The sequence below is a fragment of the Actinobacillus indolicus genome, assembly GCF_004519515.1.
Lineage (GTDB): Bacteria > Pseudomonadota > Gammaproteobacteria > Enterobacterales > Pasteurellaceae > Glaesserella > Glaesserella indolica_A.
In genome coordinates this window covers 565,682-580,496 of sequence record NZ_CP038145.1, presented here as the reverse complement: position 1 = coordinate 580,496, position 14,815 = coordinate 565,682, and the positions used below count along the sequence as shown (strand labels likewise).

At 38.3% G+C, this 14,815-nt stretch carries 18 protein-coding genes; 6 read left to right on the top strand and 12 right to left on the bottom strand.

The window, feature by feature from the left end:
• Position 1: 1 nt before the first annotated feature.
• Together artQ and artM are read left to right on the top strand one after the other, a co-directional pair.
• Positions 2-673, top strand: coding sequence for an arginine ABC transporter permease ArtQ (artQ, locus tag EXH44_RS02785; RefSeq protein ID WP_135672896.1), 672 nt, complete (start codon positions 2-4; stop codon positions 671-673).
• Positions 673-1,356, top strand: coding sequence for an arginine ABC transporter permease ArtM (gene artM, locus EXH44_RS02780; protein ID WP_162856176.1), 684 nt, complete (start codon positions 673-675; stop codon positions 1,354-1,356). The genes artQ and artM overlap by 1 nt, the downstream gene beginning before the upstream one ends.
• A 33-nt stretch (positions 1,357-1,389) precedes the next feature.
• On the opposite strand, the gene nudC is transcribed toward artM, so the two are convergent.
• Entirely contained in the window at positions 1,390-2,151 is a 762-nt protein-coding gene (nudC, locus tag EXH44_RS02775) for an NAD(+) diphosphatase (protein ID WP_162856175.1), read from the bottom strand.
• 177 nt (positions 2,152-2,328) lie between these two features.
• Here nudC and purD point away from each other — a divergent pair, with 177 nt between their 5' ends.
• Complete coding sequence (purD, locus tag EXH44_RS02770) at positions 2,329-3,621, top strand: phosphoribosylamine--glycine ligase (RefSeq protein ID WP_162856174.1); 1,293 nt, start codon at positions 2,329-2,331, stop codon at positions 3,619-3,621.
• A gap of 40 nt (positions 3,622-3,661) precedes the next feature.
• Here the strand turns inward: purD and uvrD are convergent, their stop codons facing one another.
• Complete coding sequence (gene uvrD / locus EXH44_RS02765) at positions 3,662-5,845, bottom strand: DNA helicase II (RefSeq protein ID WP_162856173.1); 2,184 nt, start codon at positions 5,843-5,845, stop codon at positions 3,662-3,664.
• A 210-nt stretch (positions 5,846-6,055) separates the two neighbouring features.
• On the opposite strand from uvrD, the gene EXH44_RS02760 reads away from it, so the two are divergent.
• On the top strand, positions 6,056-6,556 hold the full coding sequence (locus EXH44_RS02760; RefSeq protein WP_162856172.1) for an OmpA family protein: 501 nt from the start codon (positions 6,056-6,058) through the stop codon (positions 6,554-6,556).
• A gap of 63 nt (positions 6,557-6,619) precedes the next feature.
• On the opposite strand, the gene EXH44_RS02755 is transcribed toward EXH44_RS02760, so the two are convergent.
• Positions 6,620-6,832: an HP1242/YdcH family protein gene (locus EXH44_RS02755; protein ID WP_162856171.1), complete on the bottom strand. Its 213-nt coding sequence runs from the start codon at positions 6,830-6,832 to the stop codon at positions 6,620-6,622.
• 178 nt (positions 6,833-7,010) lie between these two features.
• Here EXH44_RS02755 and EXH44_RS02750 point away from each other — a divergent pair, with 178 nt between their 5' ends.
• Positions 7,011-7,814 carry a pyruvate formate lyase-activating protein gene (locus EXH44_RS02750; RefSeq protein ID WP_162856170.1) on the top strand — a complete coding sequence of 268 codons (804 nt, stop codon included), beginning with the start codon at positions 7,011-7,013 and terminating at the stop codon, positions 7,812-7,814.
• Positions 7,814-8,752: a LacI family DNA-binding transcriptional regulator gene (locus tag EXH44_RS02745; protein ID WP_162856169.1), complete on the top strand. Its 939-nt coding sequence runs from the start codon at positions 7,814-7,816 to the stop codon at positions 8,750-8,752. Before EXH44_RS02750 ends, EXH44_RS02745 begins: the two co-directional genes overlap by 1 nt.
• Here the strand turns inward: EXH44_RS02745 and EXH44_RS02740 are convergent.
• The 9 genes from EXH44_RS02740 to EXH44_RS02700 all read right to left on the bottom strand — a co-directional run bounded on the left by EXH44_RS02740 (position 8,749) and on the right by EXH44_RS02700 (position 14,702).
• Positions 8,749-9,369: a LysE family transporter gene (locus EXH44_RS02740; protein ID WP_162856168.1), complete on the bottom strand. Its 621-nt coding sequence runs from the start codon at positions 9,367-9,369 to the stop codon at positions 8,749-8,751. The two genes, EXH44_RS02745 and EXH44_RS02740, sit on opposite strands and share 4 nt — an antisense overlap.
• Before the next feature lies 1 nt (position 9,370).
• Positions 9,371-9,844, bottom strand: a complete 474-nt coding sequence (locus EXH44_RS02735) for a phosphatidylglycerophosphatase A family protein (protein WP_162857519.1) — start codon at positions 9,842-9,844, stop codon at positions 9,371-9,373.
• Entirely contained in the window at positions 9,844-10,812 is a 969-nt protein-coding gene (gene thiL / locus EXH44_RS02730) for a thiamine-phosphate kinase (protein WP_162856167.1), read from the bottom strand. Before thiL ends, EXH44_RS02735 begins: the two co-directional genes overlap by 1 nt.
• Before the next feature lie 8 nt (positions 10,813-10,820).
• Positions 10,821-11,234: a transcription antitermination factor NusB gene (gene nusB / locus EXH44_RS02725; protein ID WP_162856166.1), complete on the bottom strand. Its 414-nt coding sequence runs from the start codon at positions 11,232-11,234 to the stop codon at positions 10,821-10,823.
• Positions 11,235-11,312: 78 nt separating this feature from the next.
• A complete protein-coding gene (gene pilQ / locus EXH44_RS02720; RefSeq protein WP_162856165.1) occupies positions 11,313-12,605 on the bottom strand; it encodes a type IV pilus secretin PilQ in 1,293 nt (430 codons plus the stop codon).
• A gap of 9 nt (positions 12,606-12,614) precedes the next feature.
• Entirely contained in the window at positions 12,615-12,956 is a 342-nt protein-coding gene (locus EXH44_RS02715; RefSeq protein ID WP_244238743.1) for a hypothetical protein, read from the bottom strand.
• A gap of 44 nt (positions 12,957-13,000) precedes the next feature.
• The gene (locus EXH44_RS02710) at positions 13,001-13,531 is read right to left on the bottom strand and encodes an ATPase (protein ID WP_162856163.1); all 531 of its coding nucleotides are present in this window, start codon (positions 13,529-13,531) and stop codon (positions 13,001-13,003) included.
• Positions 13,528-14,049, bottom strand: coding sequence for a hypothetical protein (locus EXH44_RS02705; protein WP_162856162.1), 522 nt, complete (start codon positions 14,047-14,049; stop codon positions 13,528-13,530). Before EXH44_RS02705 ends, EXH44_RS02710 begins: the two co-directional genes overlap by 4 nt.
• Entirely contained in the window at positions 14,025-14,702 is a 678-nt protein-coding gene (locus tag EXH44_RS02700; RefSeq protein ID WP_162856161.1) for a competence protein ComA, read from the bottom strand. The genes EXH44_RS02705 and EXH44_RS02700 overlap by 25 nt, the downstream gene beginning before the upstream one ends.
• Positions 14,703-14,815 lie beyond the last annotated feature (113 nt).

Below are 14,815 nucleotides of genomic sequence, written 5' to 3'. Positions count from 1 at the left end.
TATGTATTTTGATTATCTTCCCTTATTGCAATCTGCAACCCTAATGACCTTAGGGTTAGCAGTTTGTTCGCTTTTAGTCGGAATGATTTTATCTATTCTGTTTGTTTCGTTAGAAACAAGCAAATGGGCAGTCATTCGTAAAAGCACCACCGTTATTCTTGCCTTATTACGTGGTTTACCTGAAATTCTCGTTGTTTTCTTAATCTATTTCGGCGCACCTGAAGTGATTGAAATGGTCACGGGAGAATATGTTGAATTAGGTGCATTTGGTTGCGGTGTTGTCGCCCTTTCCATTATTTTTGCTTCTTATGCTTCTCAATCTTTACGGGGCGCTATTCAAGCCATTCCGTTAGGACAATGGGAGTCTGGCGCAGCATTAGGACTTAGCCGTAGTTATACTTTTATCAATATCGTCATGCCACAAGTTTGGCGCCATGCCTTACCTGGTTTAAGTAACCAATGGCTTGTCTTGTTAAAAGATACCGCGCTTGTTTCATTAATTGGCGTACATGATTTAATGCGTCAAACGGAATTAATTAATACCACAACTCACCAACCATTTACGTGGTACGGTACAGCGGCATTAATTTACCTTGGTGTAACTTTAATTAGCCAAGTGATTATTCGTAAATTAGAGCTACGCTTCACTCGTTTTGAAAGAGGGGGTAAATAATGTTGCAAGAATACTTTATGGTGATTATCCAAGGTGTTCCAACCAGTTTACTTCTCACCTTTGTTTCATTGATTGTGGCATTTTTCCTTGCCGTAGGGTTAACGTTCCTACTCTCAATGGAAAATCTTGTGATCAAAGCGGTGATTAATGGTTTCTTAACCTTATTCACGGGAACGCCGTTACTGGTACAATTTTTCTTGATTTATGCAGGACCTGGACAATTCCAATGGATTGTAGATAGCCCATTCTGGTCGCTACTTTCAGATGCATGGTTCTGTGCGATGCTGACCCTTGCGCTAAATAGTGCTGCATACTCTACGTTATTGTTCCATGGCGCAGTAAAAGCGATTCCAAAAGGACAATGGGAAACCTGTGCTGCATTAGGATTAAGTCGATTACAGACACTAAAAATCCTTGTTCCTTATGCGTTAAAACGTGCATTACCATCTTATAGCAATGAGATTATCTTGGTATTCAAAGGAACATCATTAGCTTCAACCATTACTATTATGGATATTATGGGCTATGCTCGTCAGCTTTATGGAACTGAGTATGATGCCTTAACGATCTATGGTTTGGCTGGTGCAATTTACTTAGTGATTACAGGCATTATGACTGTTATTTTACGTAAGGTGGAACGTAAAGTGCTTTCATTTGAACGCTTAGAAGCAGAAAAAGCCTAAGTAACAGGAGCAACGCAATCGCGTTGCTCTTTTTTATGCTTGCTTACATAACTCAAGTGTTGCTTGAATCAGCTTTAAGGCAATCGTGCCTTCTGGTGGCAACTCTGGTAAGGCTTCATCACAATGAAACCATTTCGCATCACAGATCTCTTCTTCCTGCAACCTAATCTCGCCACTATCATAATCCGCTAAAAAGCCCAACATCAATGAATTAGGGAATGCCCAAGGCTGACTACCAAAATAGCGTAAGTTTTTAATTTTAATCCCACTCTCTTCCCAAACTTCACGATGAACTGCATTTTCGATACTTTCCCCAGCTTCAACAAAGCCTGCTAAGGTTGTATAAATCGTACCCTTATGACGTAAATGATTGGCTAATAAAATCTGTTTATCTCGTCTCACCGCCACAATAATCGAAGGGCTGATGGTCGGGTAAATTCGATGATGACAATTTGGGCAATGTAGTGCCATTTCATTTTCAGCCATCACCAAAGGCGTTGTACAACGCCCACAATAACGATGCGTATTGAGAAAGTGATTAAGAGAAACCGCCCGATGCAATAAGTTTCGCAATGTTTCTTCACGAAAAAGTTGAGAGCGTAGATTCACAAAGGTTCGATGTTGATCCCGTTCATCTGCTTGTAGCAGAAAAAAAGGTGTCGAATGATATTCTCCAATTTGAATGGGCTGATGATGCTCAAAACCAAATTGGCTGATTGAACCTAAAGGAATCTCATCATTAACAAGGCAAATGTCAAAATCTCGGACTAAAATCCAGTATGCAGAGCGACTCATATCTTTCCTTATAAAAAAATGGGATAGTCAAATTATAAGATAAAAGTGACTTTATGCGTTTTTTTCTTTTAGCTTTGAGATAAATTCGGTAAAATAGCACGCAAACGTTTGCGCAATTGTTTACAAGCGGTCTGATTATCTCAATATTTTGCAAAATTTAACCTATGGGGAATATAAATGAATATTTTAATTATCGGTAACGGTGGACGTGAGCACGCATTAGCTTGGAAAGTTCGTCAATCTCCTTTAGCCACAAAGGTGTTTGTTGCACCAGGTAATGCAGGCACAGCCACAGAGCTAGGCATTGAAAATGTCGCGATTTCAGCCACAGACATTCCTGCATTAGTTAAATTTGCTCAAGAGAATCAAATTGGTTTAACCATTGTTGGCCCTGAAGCACCGCTTGTGATTGGTGTGGTTGATGCTTTCCGAGCAAATGGCTTAAAGATTTTTGGTCCAACCCAATCTGCCGCCCAATTAGAAGGTTCAAAGGCCTTTACTAAAGACTTCCTTGCACGTCATCAAATCCCAACCGCAGAATATCAAAACTTCACTGAAATAGAGCCTGCTCTCGCCTATCTCAAAGAAAAAGGTGCGCCTATCGTGATTAAAGCGGATGGTTTAGCGGCGGGCAAAGGTGTGATTGTTGCCATGACATTAGATGAAGCGGAAGATGCTGTAAAAGATATGCTTTCAGGGAATGCCTTTGGTGATGCAGGTAGCCGTGTTGTTATCGAAGAATTTTTAGATGGTGAAGAAGCCAGCTTTATTGTTATGGTCGATGGTAAACACGTTGAACCTATGGCAACAAGCCAAGATCACAAACGTGTTGGCGAAGGCGATAAAGGCTTAAATACCGGGGGAATGGGCGCTTATTCCCCTGCCCCCGTGGTAACCGCAGAGATTCACCAACGTGTCATGGAAGAAATCATTTATCCTACCGTTCGTGGTATGGCAAGTGAAAATAACGAGTACACAGGCTTCCTTTACGCTGGCTTGATGATTATGCCAAATGGTCAGCCTAAAGTAATTGAATTTAACTGTCGCTTTGGCGATCCTGAAACACAGCCTATTATGATGCGTTTAGAATCTGATTTAGTCGAACTTTGCTTAAAAGCGTGTGACGGCAAATTAGATGAAATCCAATCTAAATGGTGCGAACAAGCAGCGCTTGGCGTTGTATTAGCGGCAGAAGGCTATCCAGGTGATTATCGTAAAGGGGATGAAATCACTGGTATTCCAACAGAAACGCAGCAAGATGAAAAAGTGTTCTTAGCCGGTGTTGAGCTACAAAATGGAAAATTAGTTACTAATGGCGGACGTGTTTTGTGTGCAACCGCATTAGGCTCAACCGTCTTTGATGCTCAACAAAAAGCGTTGAGACTTGCAGAAAAAATTCAATGGCAAGGACGATTCTATCGTCGTGATATTGGATATCGAGCTGTTGCAAGAGAGAACAATCTAAAATAGTTGAAATAAGCCGAGTTTAATCACTCGGCTTTTTGTTTCATTAAACTTTTTCCAACTTCGCTACTTTCGCAATCAACCACTTAATGCCTTGTTGTACAAAGGCAATTTGCAGACGAGTATGATCGCCACTGCCTTCTACATTAATGATTGTGCCTTGTCCAAATTTCTCATGGCGAACTTTCTGTCCCATTTTCCAACCACTATCTTCTTGTAAACGAGCGGTCGGATTGGCTTGTGGTTTTGCAAAAGTAGCAGGGCGATTGATACTTCCACGCAAGCGGACTTCTCGGATATGCTCTTCAGGCAGCTCGCCAATAAAACGTGAAGGTAAGTGGCGTTCTTCTTTGCCGTACAAGCGGCGACTTTCGGCATAGCTGATCGTGAGCTTTTTCTTCGCTCGTGTAATACCGACATAAGCTAAGCGACGTTCTTCTTGCAAGCGACCTTCGTCGAAACTCATTCCGCTTGGGAAAATCCCTTCTTCAACCCCAACGATAAATACCCGTGGAAATTCCAAGCCTTTGGCTGAATGTAAGGTCATTAATTCCACATAATCTTGATGTGGTGAAGCCTGTGTTTCGCCAGCTTCAAGGGAAGCGTGAGTTAAGAAAGTGGTGAGATCGGTCATCTCTTCTGCTTCATCTGGTTTTACAAATTGGCGTGTTGCGGTCACTAACTCCTCTAAGTTCTCAATACGAACTTCGCCTTTTTCCCCTTTTTCTTGCTTATACATTTCATAAAGCCCAGATTTTTTAATCACAAAATCCGTTTGTTCAAACAGTGGCATTTCTTCGGTTTCTTGTTCAAGTGCGTTAATCAGTTCGACAAAGCGAAGCAGGGCTGAGGCAGAACGTCCTGAAAGATGTTCTTCTTGAACAGCCACTTGGATTGCTTGCCACAAGGTGATTTGGCGAGTTCGAGTAAGCTGACGCAAAATATCTAAGGTGCGATCCCCTATTGCTCTTGGCGGTGTATTGACCACACGTTCAAAAGCAGCATCATCTTGGCGGTTAGCGATTAAACGTAAATAGGCTAGGGCATCTTTGATCTCTTGGCGTTCAAAGAACCGCATTCCGCCATAAATTCGGTAAGGAATGTTAGCTTGAATTAAGGCTTCTTCAATAACACGGGACTGAGCATTACCACGATAAAGCACAGCACATTGATTAAAATCGCCTTCATCTTCTTTCCATTGCTTGATCTGTGAAGCGACAAAGCGAGCTTCATCTAATTCATTGAATGCACAATAAATATCAACTGGATCGCCGTCGCCTTTATCTGTCCAAAGATTTTTCCCTAAACGGTTGTCATTGTTTGCAATTAACGCATTTGCCGAATTTAAAATATGCCCTGTGGAACGGTAATTTTGTTCAAGGCGAATAGTTTGTGCGTTGTCATAATCATTCAAGAAGCGTTGAATGTTTTCCACTTGAGCTCCACGCCAGCCGTAAATAGATTGGTCGTCATCGCCCACAATCATGACTTTGCCCGTTTTTCCTGCTAATAAATGAATAAGATCGTATTGAATGTTATTGGTATCCTGAAATTCATCGATCAGAATATGCTGAAAACGTTGCTGATAACGTTGTAAAATCAATGGGTTATATTTGAATAATTCATAAGCACGGATTAAGAGTTCTGCAAAGTCCAACAACCCTGCACGATCACAAGCCTCTTGATAGAGTTGATAAAATTTAACAAGCTGTTGTGAATGGGGATCATCGTGGGATTGTTTGAGATCTTTTGCTCTTAGCCCCTGATCTTTTTGAGCATTGATAAACCACGCAACTTGTTTCGGTGGAAACTGTTTTTCATCTAAATTATGTAATTTGAGTAAGCGTTTAATCAAACGTTGCTGATCTTCCGTATCCATAATCTGAAAATCTTGTGGCAGATTGGCATCAAGATAGTGAGAGCGAAGTAAGCGATTTGCAATGCTATGGAATGTACCAACCCACATACCGAATAAGCGGTGATCGCTAGATTGCGATAGGGTATATTCAATGCGATGACGCATTTCCGTTGCGGCTTTATTGGTAAAGGTCACAGCAAGAATATTGGACTCAGCAATATTTTCAACGCCAATTAACCATGCAATACGGTGGGTAAGCACACGGGTTTTCCCACTACCTGCACCTGCTAACACTAAATAGTTGCCAATAGGGGCTGCTACCGCTTCTCGTTGCTTATCATTTAAGCCGTCAAGTAATAAAGAAAAATCCATCTCCGCCTCTTTATGTGATTTTATACAGTAAATATGGCTATTATAGCGTACAAGCGGTGAGATTTGGCGGATTTTTTGCAACTTTTAACTAAAACATTTTTTTATTTTGTTTAATAAAACGCCTTTTATCTTGTCTTTTTGAGCAGAAAAATTTAGTATAGTAACTGGTTTTATCTTTTAACCGTTTTATTATTTTTTAAGGAAATTATAATGATTAAAAATGTCACAAAATTAGCGGCTGTTTCAACGGTAACTTTACTTCTTGCTGGCTGTTTTTCTGCATCAAGTATTAACCGTGATATGCAAGCTCCTGCAGTAGTTCCTGCTCCTGTAGCAAAAGCAACTCCTGCACCAGCTAAAGAGTATGTATTAAGTGGCGACTTCTTATTTGATTTTGATAAGTCAAACTTAACAGCGCAAGGTAAATCTACGCTTGACGGTATTGCAAAAGAAATTAATAGTTCAGGTGCAAATCGTGTAACTGTAACAGGTTATACTGACTATTTAGGTTCAGATGCTTATAACTTAAAACTTTCACAAGCTCGTGCTAATACAGCTAAAGCTTATTTACAAGCTCAAGGCGTAAAAGCGAACATTAAAGCTGTTGGCCGTGGTGAAGCAAACCAAGTTAAAGCATGTAAAGGTGTAACTGGTCAAGCATTAAAAGACTGCTTAAAACCTAACCGTCGTGTAGTGATTAAAGCAGAATAATCTTTTCTATATTAAAAAGCGGATTAAGTTATCATACTTAATCCGCTTTTGCTTTATGGCAATTTATCCTTTACTTTTTAAGATAGAATAAAGCTCATCTTTGATATGAAGTTTTTCTTTCTTGAGAATCTCAACTTCTGTATGTGTTGCGAGTTCAATATTAGCTTCCATGTTTTTAATTCGCTGATCTAGTTCATTATGTTTATCAAAAAGGCGGGCAAAATGAGCATCTTCGGTTTTGAGCTTAGTGATTAAGTCTCTGTATTCTGGGAACATAATTGACTCCTATGTTGTGAATAATTGGAACCATAGTATCACCTTTCCTTTTCTTAGCGCAGACAAAATCTTTAAAATTTGAAGTGGATCACAAAATTTTCCTATAAAATCTTCATGCTAAATTTTGCCATTTCGCGGTATAATGCGATCAATTTCAGCTATTTGACATCACAGTATTATGCGTCGTTTTATTTTTATCTCTCTTTGTTCTCTTATTTTTAGCCAAATTGCTCAAGCAAATTGGCAGAAAATTAATGATGTAGATTATGTTTGGGGACCATTCAAAATTTATAATATTTCATTATTTTCAGAAACAGGTGATTATGTAGAAAGTACACGCCCTTTAATGCTGACATTGAAATATGCAAAACCAGTGGATGGGCGAGATTTTGCTATATCTCTTGCGCGTTCGTGGTCAAATTTGGGGATAACACTTAAAGATCAGGACGACGTTGTAGATCGTTTACGTAAGATTTTACCGAACATTAAAAAAGATGATGTACTAAGTTATATCGCTTTGGAAGATAAGGGATATTTTGTGCTAAATGACACAATAATTCCTGAGGAGTTTAATAAAGAATTTAGTGATGCCGTGGTTGCAGTTTGGCTAGATCCTCGTGTAGAAATAGGTCGTAAGTTAATTCAGAAAAAAGAGCAAGAGAAAACATTTGTAGCAAATATGCCACAAGTAGTAAATAGCCATGAAGAGCAAGAATCTCTTCAAAATGTAGAGCAAAAAGATGTATCAAAAGAGCCAACTCAGTTGAATAATGAAACTATAAGCAGTAAACCGCCTTCAGTACAGAATGATGTTAATACATCAGAGGCAGTTTCTCCAAAACAAGAAAATAATAAAACTGAAGAGACTGAGATGAAAGAAGAAAATAAAGTATCTCCATTAAATGAAAAGAGTGATGACTCAGAAATTGAAATTATTCCTGCGAGTGATCCTATTCCAGATAATCCAAAGCCAACAATTTAATGAAATATACGATTAAAGACATCGCTTTACTTGCTAATGTAGGGAAATCTACAGTTTCTAGAGTGTTAAATGGCGATCCTAATGTTTCAGAAGAAACTCGCCAACGAATTCAAGAGATCATTCATAAAGTTGGCTTTGAACCTAATCGTATCGCAAGAGCAATGAGAGGAGCTACAGATCCTGTTGTTGGTGTCATTGTTACGCGTCTAAATTCCGTTGCAGAATCCCAAACATTGAGTGCTATTTTGCATGAGCTTTATCAAAAGGGAATTACACCTCTCATTGTCGAAAGTCAGTTTCAGCCAGAGTTAGTACTTAAACATTTTCAATTGTTTAAACAACGTCAAGTCGATGGCATTATTCTTTTTGGCTTTTCTCAATTAAACCTTGATATTCTTAAATCCTGGAAAGGCTCTTTAGTCACTATCGCTCGAAGTTATCCTGAAATATCTTCCGTCGTTTATGATGATGAAAAAGCGGTTGAAGCATTAATGTTCAAGCTTTATATGCAAGGACATCGTGAAATTGCCTATTTAGGGGTGAAAGATAGCGATGAAACGACAGGTAAACTACGTAACCAGAGTTATTTAAATTTTTGCCAAAAATATGAGCTTAGCCCTAATCTGATAAAAGTAGAGCTAGGTGCTGAAAGTGGTTATCAAAATGTCGGATTTCTTTTTGAAAAACCAATATCTGCTTTATTGTGTGCAAGTAGTAGCTTAGCTGTTGGTGCTTTGAAATATATGCAAGAAATTGGGCAAATCCGACCGCTTGCATGTATTGGTAAAAACGAAATGTTACAATTTGTTGTGCCAAAACTCATGAGTTTAGATTTTGGCTATCCCCAAGCGGGGAAAGGAGCTGTTGCGCTTTTATTGCAACAGCTAGATGGCAATAAGAATATAGAGCAGATCAGAGTGACATTCGGGCAACTTTAGATCAATGCACTGATTCCTTCATAAACGAGTTTCCCACCAAATAAGATAAATACAGCCCCAGCAAAATTATCTAGATAGCGGTTATATTTGGCATAAAAATGACGGATAGCAGGTCGAGAAAATAGCAAAGCGACAAGCCAGAAATAAACTACTGCACTACCCACCAAAATGGCAAGTACCGCAAGTAAGTCCGTTAATGTCGAGAGATTGGCAACGTAACCAGCTAAAACACTACTGAAAAACACCACAATTTTAGGGTTGGCAAGGTTAATCATTAACCCTTTTAGAATTTCTTTAACGGCAGAAGTCGCTTGTGATGTTGATGTTGCCGAGCCAATTTCTGCATTTTTCGTGATTTGCACCATTTGAATGCCACTATAAGCAAGATAGCTTCCACCACAAATCATCAGCACAAATTGAAATGAAGGGAAATGTTTATTGAGAAATGCCAAGCCAAACAAAGTGAGTAATGCCCAAAATGCAACGCCAATAGAAATACCGATAGCCCCTAAAATCGCATTTCGGCGAGTGTCTGCCATTGCTTTACGGCTGACATAGAAAAAATCAGGGCCAGGGCTAATTAAGCCTAGTAATTGTACGAAAAAAATTGCCCACATTTTAAATGTACCAAGAGATCAAATAGAGAGAAATAATCGAATAGAGTGCCGCTAAAATATCATCAAACATAATGCCTAGTCCGCCTTGCAGATGTTCATCAAAATAGCGGATAGGGTAGGGTTTGAGAATATCAAACAAGCGGAAAGTGACGAAGGTCAGCAGATAATAGAGCCAGTTGTGTTCAGGCAGAAAACAGAAGATCACAAACACTGCAACAATTTCGTCCCAGACGATCCGCCCATCATCGTGTACGCCAAGATTGTGACTGGTTTTGTCACAGATATAGCACCCAGCAACAAAAGCGATCAAGCTCAGTAATACAAAAAAGAGCGTGCTTTCTGTGATGTGCCACAATAAGATCGCTACCCCTAAACCAGCCAAAGTTCCCCAAGTGCCAGGGGCAGGTTTGATTAGCCCTGAACCAAAGCCGAATGCGAGAAAATGAATAGGATTTTTTAAATTTATCTTCATTATTAATTAAAATGATCAAAGCCAACTTGATTAGGCTGTGGATAAACAGTGCCGTGTTTTAGTAAGGTTAAACGACCGCTTGTTTCGGTGATTTTACCGATACAATGGCAAGAAATGCCTAAATCTGCAACGGCTTGCTCCATTGCAGAACGGTTTTCTTCTGATATGGTAAAGCAGAGTTCATAGTCTTCCCCTCCCGTTAAAGCAAATTGTTCTGCCTGCTCTTGTGAATAAGTCTGTAATAGTGGTGTTGAAAGCGGTAACTTATCCACATTAATTTCCGCTCCGCAACCACTTCGCTCTAAAATATGCCCTAAATCTGCTAACAATCCATCGGAAATATCAATCGCACATTGTACGTAGTTGAGCAAACATTGTCCTAATGTCACTCTAGGTGTTGGGCGTAAATGGCGTTGGATTAAATAGTGTTGAGCGTCGGTCAATGCGGCTGGCGGATTGAGTAACAGAGCTAACCCTGCCGAGCTATCGCCTAAATGCCCTGAAACATAGATAAGATCACCCACTTGTGCTTTATGGCGGAATAACCCTTTGCCTTTAGGCAGAAATCCTTGTGCAGTCAAGGTGATCGCCAAGTGACCTTTGGTGGTATCACCGCCGATTAAAGCGGTTTGATGCTCGGCTAAAATAGCAAAAAGCGATTGGCTAAAGCTATCAAGCCATTGATGATCAACGTCGGATAAGGTTAATGCTAAGGAAACCCAAGCGGGTTTTGCCCCCATTGCTGCGAGATCGCTCAGATTAACCGCAACGGATTTATAAGCTAAATCAGCAGGGGAAATCGTAGGAAGAAAATGCGTACCAAGCACTAAGGTATCCGTGGTAATGGCGAGTTGATGATCCGTTGGAATTTCTGTTACCGCACAATCATCGCCCACGGAAAGTAAAATATCTTGGTGATCTAACCGCTTGTCACGGCTAAAATAGTGCTTTATCAAATCAAACTCGCCCATTGCAATCCTTATTTGCGGTTTAACACAGGGGCTAATTTATCTAAAACGCCATTGACATATTTGTGGCTATCGTCAGAACCGAATACTTTTGCCACTTCAATCGCTTCATTAATGGCCACTTTGTAAGGCACATCTAATTCAAATTTTAGCTCGTAACCTGCTAAACGTAAGATAGTACGTTCAATCGGGTCTAATTCATTATCTGCACGATCTAAATATGGACGAAGAATATCATCAATAACATCTATATTTTCTACTGTACCGCGTAACAATTTACGGAAATAAGGCATATCTACGCCTTGCATATCTTGATCGGTCACAAAGGCTAATTCAACTTGTTCAATACTATTTTGCGAAATGTACCAAGAATAAAGTGCTTGCACCGCACATTCTCTCGCACGACGACGGGGAGAAACTTTCATAAAACCTCAATTTATCGAAATAAAAATAGTCGGCAATTCTAACACATTGTAGCCTTTTCCCGCAAAATAAAGGTGAAGTTATTTCAGTTTTCCAGTCTCTATTTTTTCAGATTTTACAATGTAAGGCGTAACAAAAATCACTAATTCTCGTTTAGAGATTTTATCTTGGCTTTGGCTAAATAAGGTTTTAATCACAGGGATACTGCCTAAAATAGGGACTTTATCTTCGCCTTTGGAAATTAAGTGTTGAAAAATACCGCCTAACACAATAGTCTCACCGTGTTTGGCTAGGACTTGTGTATTAATTTCCTGTTTATCAATCGTCACCATCGTATTATTCATTTGGTTATTGGGGGAGTTTTGGCTGATAGCGAGATCTAACAAAATCTGATTTTGTTTAGAGATATGTGGCGTGACTTCTAGCCCCAAAACGGCTTCACGAAATTCAATATCCGTCATTTCTTCTTTCTTACTATATACGGCATAAGGAATCTCTGTACCTTGTTTGATACTTGCTGGCTTCTTGTCCGTTGTCAGTAAACGTGGGCTAGCAATAATTTCAATATTATTTTCACGTTCCAATGCGGTGAGTTCTAAATCAAGTACACGGCTATTGATTGATGCAATTTGTAAGGCAATCGAAGCAGACGGCGTTACGGGAAAATTGACATTTAAGTTACTGGTGGTTAATCCATTTCCTTCTAAATTTCCTGCAAATTTATAGTGATTTTCGTTAGGAGAAAATAAGCCCCAACGTACACCAAGTTGTTGTAAATGTTCACTACTAATCGTGACAATTCGGGCTTCAATCGCAATTTGTTCCGTTGGTTTATCCAGTTTCTGAATAAGTTGAGTAAAATTTTTAACGGAAGCAGCACTGTCTTTGACGATAATGCTATTACTGCGATCATCAAAGTGAATATAGCCATTCTCAGAGAGTAAATTTCCCTGTCCTTTGGTTAAAGATTCGATCACTTCTGATGCTTTGGAATAATGTAATTTGATCGTTTTGGTAATTAATTTAGGGGGCTGTGGTATAGACGGAGCTGATTCCACTATTGGCTTCGTTAAATTAGCGATATTTTTATTTTCTTCTTCTTTTTTATGGCTAAGGTAATAAATATTATTTTCCTTTTTTAAATGAAGTTGGTGTGTTTTAACTAAACTATTTAAGATTTCATCAAAATGGCTTTTTTCTACTCTGAAGTTTTTCGTATCTTTAATCTCATCTGAAATCGTAATGTTTTTTCCTGTTTCTTCAGCCAAATAACCAATAATTTCTGCTGTAGGGGAATTTTTTATAGAAAGCGAAATTTGTTGGTTTGCTAATACAGGAAAGGTAGCAAAGAATAGCAGGAATAAATAACGCATAAGATACTCCTAAAATTTTAAAGTGAATAATTTAGGGGATTGGCAATTTTCTGTTTTTTGCCAATGAATATAGCGGACAGATTTAAAATCAATCTCTTTAATTTGAATAAAGGAATGGCTTAAATAGTCGTTAGGATATAAATCAATAAGCTGTTTTTTATCATCTAAAAAAATCGCTCGGATTTTATCGTCGATCTGAATGATGCCGATGAGCTGTAATTTATCAAAATCTGTGGCGAGATTAATTTCATTCACCTTATCTATTGGTGTACAAGCGGTGAGTTCATCTTGATCTTTTGCAATTTGGGGCTGTTCTTGGCTAGTATCCTTCGCATAAAAGGGATCTGCCATAGTGACAGCGCTCAGAAAGATAAAATAGAAAAAGCATAATCGCATTATTGTTCTCCTGTGTCAGCTTGAAAAAGTAAAGTGGCATTGAGTTGAATGTATTTCTGTTTTGTTTTTTTAGTTAAATGGACTTCCTGAAATTTAACTATTGTTAATTGATTAAGATCAGCGATAGCATTAAGTACTTTTTGCGTAGATTGGCTAATTAATAAATAGATTTTTCTTTCTTCCATATTCCATTGAATACTCTCAATTTCTACGCTGTTTTTATCTAAAATCTGCTGAATTTGTTGATTTATTTGGGTTAATAATTCACTTTTATCTTGAGCAAGTTGATAACGTTGTTTTAATAATTTTAATTGTTGCTGTTTATGCCCGATAATCTGTTTAACTTCAATGAGCTGTTTTTGTTGCTGATCTATTTTTTGATTAAGATAAAAATAATTTCCAATTGGAAATGCTATAATCAATAAAAATACTCCAGACAGAATAAGTCCTTTACTTTTGTTTAAATAATATAAGCCACGATATAATGGGTGTTGGGGCATTAAATAATACTTTGATAAGAACAATTTCATTCTTTTTCCTTTAAATCAATATGTAGGCTAAATTCAATCTCACTTTTTTCACGCGTTTCAAATTGTTCTATTTGATAAATGTAATTCATTGCCTTTAATTGCTGTTCAAGCTGACTAAATTGAGTAGGGTTAGAGACTTTACCGGTGAGTTTAAAGACGGTATGTTCTGCTTGGTACAGTTGGGCTATCTCAATAATCCCTGATAATTTAATGCCTGACAGATAATTCAAAAACGCGGTAATCTGGTTGTTTTCTAGGCTTTGTGTGCTTTTATTTTGTGATTGCAAGGTCAGTTGCTCAATCTGTTGGGTTAACGTAGATTGTTGCTCTTGGTTTTGTTGTAACTGTTGAGCCAAAGTGTGAAATTGATGTTGTTGCTGTTGATTTTGCCAATGGACAAGCAACGCCAGTAGTGTGCTAATCACAATACAAGCGGTGAGATAGCTGAGATTTTTTACGGATTCTGTCAGCCATTGATGCTGACGATAGCCATTTAGATTGATGCCTTGCCATTCCATAGGCTCGCTCCTAATGCAATGAGATAAGGATAAAAATGGGGAATATCGTTTGTTTGGGAAAGTGTTTCTACATTGAATACAGGATTGTCTGTTAGATTCTGTTTTTCAATGGTAAGTTGTTGATCTTTATACTGAATAAATTTATCTTGAAATTGGTAACAATATTTTTCGATATCTTCCTGTGCAATTTCGCTTAAATAAGCTATCCCCCTTAAAAGGCAATGTAGTTCACAATCTAAAATAGCTTTGTCTTCCCACATTTCACTTTTTCTTAATGCGTATAGTTTTATTTGATAGAGCTGATTGCTATCTAATGGAGTCACTTGGTAGTCAAAGGCGATTTCTGAGAGGTCTAATGGCAGTGATTGCTTTAAAATCGGTATCGCTTGTTGCTCTATTTTTAATGATGACTCTAAGCTAGGTAATATGAGCGTTTTTCGCCAGATATGCGAATAAGAAACGGCTTGAACAAGCTGATAACTACAGGGAAATTGTTGTAGGAAACTATCCGCTTCTACTTTGCTTGAAAAGTAAAAAGAATGGGGCTGTTCTTGCTCAAAATAGACGATACAAGCGGTATTTTCTTGCCAAAAAAAGCCAACTTGAATCGGTTTAAGTGGTGCTTTTGTGCAAAGCTGAAAGAATTTACCCATATTTCCCTCGAATAAAAAATAGATTCTGACATCAATTAAAACTATAATTAACTGTTTTATTCTGCTTATATCTTTAAACAGAGTATTATTTTTTCGGATTTAGGTTATCTTTA

Bases quoted from the DNA above. Each gene is read 5' to 3' on its own strand.
- artQ (WP_135672896.1), top strand. From the start codon at position 2: ATGTATTTTGATTATCTTCCCTTATTGCAATCTGCAACCCTAATGACC.
- artM (WP_162856176.1), top strand. From the start codon at position 673: ATGTTGCAAGAATACTTTATGGTGATTATCCAAGGTGTTCCAACCAGT.
- nudC (WP_162856175.1), bottom strand. From the start codon at position 2,151: ATGAGTCGCTCTGCATACTGGATTTTAGTCCGAGATTTTGACATTTGC.
- purD (WP_162856174.1), top strand. From the start codon at position 2,329: ATGAATATTTTAATTATCGGTAACGGTGGACGTGAGCACGCATTAGCT.
- uvrD (WP_162856173.1), bottom strand. From the start codon at position 5,845: ATGGATTTTTCTTTATTACTTGACGGCTTAAATGATAAGCAACGAGAA.
- EXH44_RS02760 (WP_162856172.1), top strand. From the start codon at position 6,056: ATGATTAAAAATGTCACAAAATTAGCGGCTGTTTCAACGGTAACTTTA.
- EXH44_RS02755 (WP_162856171.1), bottom strand. From the start codon at position 6,832: ATGTTCCCAGAATACAGAGACTTAATCACTAAGCTCAAAACCGAAGAT.
- EXH44_RS02750 (WP_162856170.1), top strand. From the start codon at position 7,011: ATGCGTCGTTTTATTTTTATCTCTCTTTGTTCTCTTATTTTTAGCCAA.
- EXH44_RS02745 (WP_162856169.1), top strand. From the start codon at position 7,814: ATGAAATATACGATTAAAGACATCGCTTTACTTGCTAATGTAGGGAAA.
- EXH44_RS02740 (WP_162856168.1), bottom strand. From the start codon at position 9,369: ATGTGGGCAATTTTTTTCGTACAATTACTAGGCTTAATTAGCCCTGGC.
- thiL (WP_162856167.1), bottom strand. From the start codon at position 10,812: ATGGGCGAGTTTGATTTGATAAAGCACTATTTTAGCCGTGACAAGCGG.
- nusB (WP_162856166.1), bottom strand. From the start codon at position 11,234: ATGAAAGTTTCTCCCCGTCGTCGTGCGAGAGAATGTGCGGTGCAAGCA.
- pilQ (WP_162856165.1), bottom strand. From the start codon at position 12,605: ATGCGTTATTTATTCCTGCTATTCTTTGCTACCTTTCCTGTATTAGCA.
- EXH44_RS02715 (WP_244238743.1), bottom strand. From the start codon at position 12,956: ATGGCAGATCCCTTTTATGCGAAGGATACTAGCCAAGAACAGCCCCAA.
- EXH44_RS02710 (WP_162856163.1), bottom strand. From the start codon at position 13,531: ATGAAATTGTTCTTATCAAAGTATTATTTAATGCCCCAACACCCATTA.
- EXH44_RS02705 (WP_162856162.1), bottom strand. From the start codon at position 14,049: ATGGAATGGCAAGGCATCAATCTAAATGGCTATCGTCAGCATCAATGG.
- EXH44_RS02700 (WP_162856161.1), bottom strand. From the start codon at position 14,702: ATGGGTAAATTCTTTCAGCTTTGCACAAAAGCACCACTTAAACCGATT.